The following is an 8,963-nucleotide window of genomic DNA, read 5'->3' as shown; positions in this document are numbered from 1 at the left end:
CGGCTTACGCATGAACTGATTACTGGGCTTCAGAATCAAGGTCATAACATCTGGGGCGAAATTTACCCCTACGAGGCAGGGTACACCACGTTGAACGCCTCGTTTTTGGCGCCCGAGAGCTGGATAGGCGACTTAGGAAAGCGCTATGAGGACACGGTTCAAGACCCAGTGACAGGGGAGTTCTATACCCTCGAATCCTTCAAGGCTGCAGTCGCATCTGATCCTACGAAACTCATTGTCGTATACAAGACGCCTCCAGAAGAAACGGTGAAGTGGTTAACTTTAAAGGGTGTGACAATGGCGAGCGATGCGGCTGCCGCCGAGCCTTACCTAGCCCCTTGGGACTTCCCGCTGGACCAGCTTGGCAACGCTCACCCACGTACCGCTGGTGCTCGAGGTATCACGATTCGCTATGGACGTGAGCACAACATCCCCATGATGCAGTTAATCTCTATTTTGAGCTATAACGCGGCCAAACATCTTGGTGATGCCGGTCTGACGTTTATGCAGGAGCGTGGGCGGCTGCAGGAAGGTATGGCAGCGGACATCGTGGTTTTTGATCCGGAGCGCTTCACCGATAATGCGACCTATAAAAATGGCGTTCTCCCATCGACGGGAATAGAACTTGTAATCGTTAACGGGCAGATTGCGGTCAGAGAAGATAAGGTACTTCCTGTATTTGCGGGTCAACCTATTCGTTATCCGGTTGAGTCTAAGCCTCGCTTCGAGCCCCTCTCAGAGATGGCTTGGGATAAAGCTTTCTCGACAATGATTCCCGCCGAGATTCATGAGCATGGCCCCGACAATACGCCGCTTTTTTGAGATGTAACCCCTTCGATAAAGGCGCTCTTCAGCCTCGAGTAGGGCGCCGACTAAGTCGTCCGATGGTTTGCTAAGACGATGTCGGAAACATGGCACGTATTAATGAGCTGATGCACTCTTTGATTTACGCTATCTTGTTCGTCGGTATGGACGCGTTTTTGTGACAGGCTGACACAACTCGTCAAGCGGTGACGTTCGACATACACTAAAACAAGTTTTAACGTGATGGCGATAAGGAGTCATTATGGAGTTTTATGAGGTACTTGAGAAACGACGTGCGACGCGAGCATTCTATCCTGAGACGATAGATCAAAACGTCATCGAGCGAGTGTTTCAGAACGCGCTTGCAGCACCCAGTAATTGTAATACGCAGCCGTGGTATGTCCACATTGTGAGCGGCCCTCAGCTCGAGGCGTTACGCGCGGTGTTGCCTAATAAAATGAGGGCGGGCGAGATCGAACTAGATTTTCCTTTTGACGGCGCGTACGAAGGGGAATTTAGGGAGCGACAAATCGCATCCGCGAAGGCATTGACAGAGGCAGCCGGTATTGACCGGCACGATAAAGTGAATCGCGACATCGCCTTTATGCGTAACTTTACGTTTTTTGATGCGCCTCATGTCGCGTTCTTTTATTTGCCCGCGGGCTTTGCGGAAAGAGAGGCTTGCGATCTGGGGATGTTTGCCCAAAGCGTTATGTTGGGTTTGGTAAACGAGGGGCTCGGCAGTTGTCCGCAAACGGCTTTGAGTTTTCATGCAGGCACTTTGAGGGATGCTTTGGGCATTACTGATGGTCGCAAACTGATGTTTGGTCTGTCGTTTGGCCGGCCCATAGAGGACGCACCAGTCAACCAGTGTCGCACGGCGCGCGCCGATTTCGGCGATCTGATTCAGTGGCACACAGACGTTTCTTGACTCAGCAGTCACCGCAAGCGCTGGGTGCGCTTTTAACAATGACTTGAGTATACCAGTCAAACGCTTGATTTGCCGCCGCGATAATTTGAGTTCCTGCGCTCGGGTGTGCATTGGCTACCGTAAGCAAAAGCGCTTGAAATGCACGCCAGTGGCTGACGGGATTACTTCCGTAGGGTCTAAAAAAGTGGAGTTGGTCGGTTTTTTCAGCCCCAAGGACCTGACACAAGTGTTTGTGGATAACTGCACCGCCGAGCGCAGAGCCTTCGATGACATAAAGCCAACCCGCCAGCACTGCGTCGGATAAGAAGTCGACGCTAGCCCAATCTAGGACAACTTCGCTAGTGCCGGACGGGGTGTTTATGCCGAGTACAGCGAGGTCGCTCCTAATCAGTGGCCAGCGCGCTTGAAAGTGCCACTGCTCTAAGGTATCTGGCAAAATGCGATTGATATGCTTCTCGAATCCCTGGTGAAATTGTGCGATATCGTTTAGATAGAAAGCCAACTGGCGTTCAGTAAGCATCGTATTCATGAGTGGCACTAGCTCATCCAGTGCCTTATGCTTTGCGCTTGTGGCATCGCGTACCTCAGCCCGTAGATTCCATAACTTGCCTGCAGTAAGTCGCTGGCGAAGCCTACTACCAGCGGCCCAAGTCCCAAGCCGATTAAATTGAATGCGAACAAGAACAGGGCCGATGCTTGAGTACGAAGAAAGGCAGGTGCCGCTGATTGAATGGCTGCATAGGTTGGCCCGATCCAAAGGGAAGACAGAATGCCTCCTGCAAACATAAAGAGCATCGCTACGGGCACTTTAATGTCGCCTATCTGCCAGTAATGACTTTCGGGCCAGAGTACGAACGCTAACATCATGGGCGCTGAAGCCAACGCGCCCAAGGCTGGTAACCACAGCTGCCACCGATGGTCGCGTTGAACCAGTCGATCGCACAGCAGGCCGCCGGCGATAGCTCCAATAATACCCGCGATGGTGCCAACACCACCGAGCAATAAACCGGCCTCGACGAGACTGAGTTCGTGAATGCGAATCAATAAACTAGGCGACCAGGCGCCCAAGCCATAGCCGGATAGCCCTGTCAAAGCACCGGCCATTGCTATCAACGCAAACGCAGGAAGATGAATGAGTGTTTTCATGTCGTCAGCAAAGCGACTGGTAGGCGGCGGGCCAAGCTTTGGAGGCTCCTTCACTGTGAGTGCGAGGAGGATACCCACCAATACGCCGGGGATGCCGAATACGATAAACGCCATGCGCCAACCGTAGGCTTCGGCAATGACTGCGCCGCCTAGCATACCGATAAGTATTCCGAAATGGGTCCCCGTCGCATGTAAGCTGAGTGCGGTTGATCGCTGTTCCGGTGGGAAATATGAGGCGATCAGTGAATGCGAGGGTGGTGTCCCACCCGCTTCTCCAACGCCAACGCCAATGCGAAGCAATGCGAGCTGGGTGAACGTGCTGGCTGCCGCGCACAAAGCTGTCATGCCGCTCCATATCGTAATAGATATTGCAATGACATTACGCCGTGACCATCGGTCGGCCAAGCGCGCTACAGGAATGCCGAGGGTGGCATAGAACAGCGCAAAGGCAAAGCCCGTTAAAAAGCCCATAGCGGTATCGCTAGCACCAAACTCCTGTTTTATGGGTTCCAGCAATATGGTCATTAACTGCCGATCAACGTAGTTCAGAATGTAGGTAATGAACAGAATGAACAAAACGTAGTTACGGTAACGAGGCGAGGACTGCATAGTGGACACCGAGTCAATACTGTAAGAAATTCTTAAGAATCGAGTATAAACAAACGCGCACTAGACTCTAGCAATACTGAAAAATTGGGGAGCCCCGTTATAGTCTGCTTGGGCTAAATTTCAGCGTGCCCCGCGAGGTGTGGAGCCACCGATTCGGGCAATCATTAGCTGAAACTCGCCAAGCCAGTTTGCGAACGTCCTAGAATTAGAGCGTGAATGTCGCTGGTGCCCTCATAGGTGTTCACGACCTCTAAGTTCATCATATGGCGCATGACAGGGTATTGATCGGATATCCCATTGCCGCCCAGCATGTCGCGCGCTTGTCGAGCAATGTGTAAAGCTTTAGCGCACGAGTTGCGTTTGATCAGGGAAATGAGCTCTGGTGCGATCCCTTCGTCACAGAGTTGCTGCCCAGCCCTAAAGCAGCCTTGCAAGCCTAAGGCAATATCAGTTTGCATGTCAGCGAGCTTAAGCTGAATCAGCTGATTCGCGGCCAGCGGGCGACCGAACTGTGAGCGTTCGAGTGTATAGGCTCGCGCGGTTTGCCAGCAGGTTTCTGCTGCACCCAAAGCTCCCCAGGCAATACCATAGCGCGCCATATTCAAACAGCTGAATGGTCCTTTCAGCCCCTTAACATTGGGTAGTAACTGCTCTTCGCTAACGAAGACATTATCCATCACGATCTCGCCCGTGATGGAGGCCCGCAGTGCAAGCTTTCCTTCAATCTTAGGAGCACTTAGGCCCGGCATACCTTTTTCTAGAATAAATCCGCGAATTTGCCCGTCATCGGTTTTAGCCCACACGACAAAGACGTCGGCAATAGGACTATTGCTAATCCACATTTTGGCGCCGCTCAAGCGATAGCCGCCCTCAACACTGCGAGCGCGAGTGATCATGCCGCCTGGATCTGAGCCGTGATCGGGTTCCGTTAGACCGAAGCATCCAATCCAATCGCCGCTCGCTAGTTTGGGCAGGTACTTTTCCCGTTGCTCTTCCGTACCAAAAGCGTATATGGGGTACATCACCAGGGAGGACTGCACGCTCAGCATAGAGCGATATCCAGAATCGACGCGTTCGACCTCACGGGCGATCAGGCCGTAGCTGATGTAATCGACACCTGCGCAGCCGTAGCCCTTGATCGTCGAGCCCAATAGACCCAAGGCACCCATCTCTTTAAAAATGCTGGCGTCCGTGCTTTCTTCTCGAAACGCCTGAGTCACACGGGGTAGCAATTTCTCTTGTGCGTATTGCTTTGCGGTGTCGCGTATTAGGCGCTGCTCATCTGTTAGCTGTTGCTCGAGCAGGAAGGGATCTTGCCAATCGAAAGTGGTCCACAGTGTTTTTGAAATGGAGGAATTCGTCATAACTTTCGCCGTATTGTGGTGTGCTGGCCCGATCGGATCGGATGCTAGGTTAGCACGTAAGATTATCGGACTCTAAGTCTGTCAGTAACGAGCATGTCTTAACGTTTTTAAGCGCAAGACTTCTGCAGTTCAAGCGCTTAGCTTAAGTCGCTTGACGCAACGTAGCACTTCATCTTGATAGCACTTGCCGCGCTCGTTCATTAAATCCAGCATGTGGAGGGACGTGGGCACAAATGCAAAGCCGATCTCATGCTCGGGGTGCCATTGAAATAGGGAGCCCCCCAAGCCCATCCAGCCGTAAAATCCTTCTCGACCCCGGTTGAACGCGTGTTCGAGCCAACTCGATTGGGTGTTACAGGGGCCAAAGTAAGCAACGCCGCCTTGCGTAAACGCGCAGGGTAAGAAGCCGCCCATGACGGAGTAGACGGGTGAGGCGTGCAGCGAAGCCCAGGCGCTGGGGGTCAGTATCGTGTGACCGTCTAATGTACCGCCCGCAGCCATGGCCGCAGCAACCTTAGCCAGTCCTCGAGCCGAGGCACTGGTGTTAGCTGAGGGCGTTTCACCCATCGCTAGCGTTTTGTCGTTAAAAAGGCGAATACCGGTCATGCCGTCAATGGGGGGCGGCCACTTTTTGGAGGATCCGCGGAACAACGTTCTAACCAACATGAACAAGCGGCTGAGCAGCTGAGCCGCGTTGTGGAGCACTTTTCGGCCTAGCAGTTTGGGTTTAAAGGTTGCCAGAAGGTGTTTTAGTGGATGCATCGGCGTAATGGGCACTCGCCGCTGGAACTGTTCCTCTGAGACGCCGATCGCGACCTCAATATTCAATGGCTCGCTAATCGCCTGCTGGACAAACTCACCGATGGTGCGCCCATCTGGATCCACGCGTCTGAACAGCTCATTGGCTATCCAGCCTCGCGTCAGTGCATGGTATTCTCGTTTTGTTTTGTCGCGATCCCGAAAATGCTGGGGATGATTTTCAATGTGTTTTCCAACGACATTTGCTTTAATACGTGCCGGTAACAGGTCATCGGCAACGATCGAAAAATCAAAGTTTGCAAGGCCTGCCTCGTGGCGCATTAAATCGGCAACCGTAATGCTGTCTTTGCCTTGCGCTGAAAACTCGGGCCAGTAGCTCGCGATCGGTTTTTCATACTCCAGCAAACCCTTGTCGATTAAAGCGGCGAGCGCTATCGCTTCTAGACTTTTTCCACTACTGAATACATTGACCAGCGAATCAGGCTGAAAATTGCTTGGTGCGCCTTTGGATCCCCACAAATCCACCACTTTTTGACCTCTGTGATACACGCAAAGTTGGGCGTGCTCTTCTTCCCATCGGTTCATGTTTATTGTAAACAGGTCCCGAACCGATTCGAATCCAGGGGTTGTTTCACCATGAATAACGGCGATGTTGGCGTCTTTACTCATGTGTTAGCGTCTCGCTATTCAAAGAGTTGAAAGCGCAAGTAGAACAAATTTAAGGTATTGCTCCAACTTTTTTTGGCAGTCTTTGTGCTGTGTGCAAGCCTAAGCCCTTACTGGTGGGGGAGCTACGCAGTATGCCTAGGCCGAATCGCGATACCTCTCCCTTGCTTGACAGCCGCTGGCACGTGCCGAAGAATAGCGACACAAATTCACAGACAGGAATAAAAATTATGCCACGCGTAAATTTAGAAGGTAGCTCATCAATCGTAACCGGTGGTGCCTCGGGCATCGGTGAAGCAGCGGCACGTCAACTCGCGGCTGCGGGTTCGAAAGTTGTCATTGCTGACCTGAACGAAGAAAAAGGTGCAAAGGTTGCCGCCGAGATTGGCGGTGTGTTTGTAAAGTGTGACGTCACTAAAACGGAAGATGCAGACGCGGCTGTAGAAGCGGCAGTTGCCATGGGCCCATTGCGCGCTTGTGTCAACTCGGCGGGTCTGGGCGCTCCAGGTCGCACCATTGATCGCGACAACAACCCGCATGATCTTGGCCGTTTTGCTTTCGTTATTAACGTGAATTTGATTGGTACCTTTAACGTCTTAAGTCGCGCAGCCGCGGCTATGGCTAAGCAAGAGCCTATGGACGCCGATGGTAGCCGCGGCGCTATTGTTAACTTGGCATCGTGTGCGGCCTTTGACGGTCAGATCGGTCAGGCGGCGTATTCTGCCTCTAAAGGCGGCGTTGTTGGCATGACACTGCCAATTGCGCGTGATTTGAGTGCAGTGGGCATTCGAGTCAACACGGTGGCTCCTGGCTTAATCGATACCCCCATTTACGGTGAAGGCGAGCACGCTGAGCAGTTTAAAGCGCACCTAGGTCAATCGGTTCTGTTCCCGAAACGTTTGGGCCAGGGCGAAGAGTTGGCTTTTGCGATTATGGATTGCATCACCAACCCATACATGAACGCAGAAGTGATTCGCCTGGATGGCGGTATTCGGATGCCGCCAAAGTGATCAGTGTCTGAAGATCATCGAAAGCCGGCTCTCGCGCCGGCTTTTTTGCAGGCCGGCTGTGAAAAGTGCGTTGGGCCGCTGTCGGCGACGCGTGTCTTGTGCGATAAGCGGACTCAAAACTAAGCCTTTTGTCCGTTTTGCACCCCGTTTAAGGGCTGTTTTAATTGATCCTTACGCGCTACACTCGGCTGGATACTAATAAAACCTTGCGACCAAGGAGCTAAACAATGAACGCACCTCAACAAGTGGTAATCAGCCCCGATGCAGAACAAAAAATGCAAGAGGCCTTAAAACTCCAACGAGACAGCTACTTAGCGGAAGGCTTTGTATCTTTAGATGTTCGTAAAGATCGTATCGATCGCGCGATCGATATCCTTGTGCGTCACGCTGAGCGAATCAGTGATGCACTGAACGAAGATTTTGTGTGTCGTCCACGCAGCGTCAATATGATGACCGATGTGGCAGGCTCTATCGGCTCACTCAAGCACTGTAGAAAACACATGGCAAAGTGGATGAAACCCGAGAAACGTCCGACTTTGTTCCCTCTGAATTTATTGGGCGGTCGCTCTCATATTGAGTATCAGCCCAAAGGTGTGGTCGGCGTTGTTGCGCCTTGGAACTTTCCGGTATCCATGGTGTTCCAGCCTTTAGCGGGCATTTTATCGGCCGGTAACCGCGCTATGGTTAAACCATCGGAATTCACCCCGATTACATCAGATCTAATAGCCGAGATTATTGCCGAGGGCTTTGATCCGGCAGAGGTGACTACCGTGACGGGTGGCCCCGAAGTAGGGCAGGCCTTTACTTCCTTGCCGTTCGATCACATGATTTTCACGGGTGCGACCAGTATTGCTCGCCACGTGTTGGCGTCCGCGGCACGCAACCTCGTACCCGTGACCCTAGAGTTGGGCGGCAAGTCGCCTGTCGTAATCTCTCGCACAGCAGATTTAGAGCAGGCGCTCGAGCGCATCATGTTGGGTAAAACACTAAACGCGGGCCAAATTTGCTTGGCGCCAGATTATTTGATGGTGCCGGAAGAGAAGCTCGATGAAGTGGTGTCTTTAGCGACGAAAGCGGTCGGCTCGATGTACCCGACGTTGTTGGCCAATGACGATTACACAGCCGTGATCAACGAGCGTCACAATGCGCGGTTGTCGTCTTACTTAGCCGATGCAGCAGAGCGTGGCCATCGTGTTGTGCCCATTAATCCCGCGAACGAGAATTTTGAAGGCAACGCGGCAGGTAAAATCCCCCCCACCTTGATCGTAAGCCCCGATGTTGATGCCAAGTGCATGCAAGAGGAGATTTTCGGTCCGCTGCTGCCGATTCGCACTTACAAAGACTTTGAAGAGACAATCGCGCACATTAACGCCAACCCACGTCCCTTAGCAGCTTATTACTTCGGTAAAGACGCGGCAGAGGAAGAGGCCATTTTGAAGCGCACCACTTCAGGTGGCGTGTGTATTAACGATGTCATTATGCACATTATGCAAGAAGACATGCCTTTCGGTGGCGTTGGACCAAGCGGTATGGGTTCGTACCACGGTGTTGAAGGCTTCAAAACCTTCAGCCATGCAAAATCGGTTTACAGCCAGACCACGCGCTTTAATGTCGGCAAGTTAGCGGGCTTGCTGCCTCCTTATGGCAAAGCGACCGAGACAAGTATTAAATCAG

At 52.4% G+C, this 8,963-nt stretch carries 8 protein-coding genes; 4 read left to right on the top strand and 4 right to left on the bottom strand.

The window, feature by feature from the left end; genetic code table 11:
• Both ACTF5Z_RS08785 and ACTF5Z_RS08780 read left to right on the top strand, forming a co-directional pair.
• A partial coding sequence (locus ACTF5Z_RS08785; protein WP_438985307.1) for an amidohydrolase family protein occupies positions 1-822 on the top strand: 822 nt, incomplete at its 5' end.
• Positions 823-1,066: 244 nt separating this feature from the next.
• Positions 1,067-1,735: a nitroreductase gene (locus tag ACTF5Z_RS08780; protein ID WP_438985306.1), complete on the top strand. Its 669-nt coding sequence runs from the start codon at positions 1,067-1,069 to the stop codon at positions 1,733-1,735.
• A 1-nt stretch (position 1,736) separates the two neighbouring features.
• Here the strand turns inward: ACTF5Z_RS08780 and ACTF5Z_RS08775 are convergent, their stop codons facing one another.
• The 4 genes from ACTF5Z_RS08775 to ACTF5Z_RS08760 form a co-directional block, all read right to left on the bottom strand.
• Positions 1,737-2,273 (bottom strand): biliverdin-producing heme oxygenase, encoded by a 537-nt coding sequence (locus ACTF5Z_RS08775; RefSeq protein ID WP_438985305.1) that lies wholly within the window; start codon positions 2,271-2,273, stop codon positions 1,737-1,739.
• Positions 2,273-3,490, bottom strand: a complete 1,218-nt coding sequence (locus ACTF5Z_RS08770) for a spinster family MFS transporter (protein ID WP_438985304.1) — start codon at positions 3,488-3,490, stop codon at positions 2,273-2,275. Before ACTF5Z_RS08770 ends, ACTF5Z_RS08775 begins: the two co-directional genes overlap by 1 nt.
• 164 nt (positions 3,491-3,654) lie before the next feature.
• Positions 3,655-4,854, bottom strand: coding sequence for an acyl-CoA dehydrogenase (locus ACTF5Z_RS08765; protein ID WP_438985303.1), 1,200 nt, complete (start codon positions 4,852-4,854; stop codon positions 3,655-3,657).
• A gap of 129 nt (positions 4,855-4,983) precedes the next feature.
• On the bottom strand, positions 4,984-6,282 hold the full coding sequence (locus ACTF5Z_RS08760) for a serine hydrolase domain-containing protein (protein ID WP_438985302.1): 1,299 nt from the start codon (positions 6,280-6,282) through the stop codon (positions 4,984-4,986).
• A gap of 227 nt (positions 6,283-6,509) precedes the next feature.
• Here ACTF5Z_RS08760 and ACTF5Z_RS08755 point away from each other — a divergent pair, with 227 nt between their 5' ends.
• Together ACTF5Z_RS08755 and ACTF5Z_RS08750 are read left to right on the top strand one after the other, a co-directional pair.
• Positions 6,510-7,289 (top strand): SDR family NAD(P)-dependent oxidoreductase, encoded by a 780-nt coding sequence (locus ACTF5Z_RS08755; protein ID WP_009576699.1) that lies wholly within the window; start codon positions 6,510-6,512, stop codon positions 7,287-7,289.
• Positions 7,290-7,516: 227 nt separating this feature from the next.
• Positions 7,517-8,963, top strand: a 1,447-nt coding sequence (locus tag ACTF5Z_RS08750; protein ID WP_438985301.1) for a coniferyl aldehyde dehydrogenase, incomplete at its 3' end; no start/stop codon positions are given.

This window comes from Aequoribacter sp., assembly GCF_965659035.1.
Classification (GTDB): Bacteria; Pseudomonadota; Gammaproteobacteria; order Pseudomonadales; family Halieaceae; genus Aequoribacter.
The sequence above is the reverse complement of the archived record's forward strand: the minus strand, read 5'-3'. Positions and strand labels throughout refer to the sequence as shown.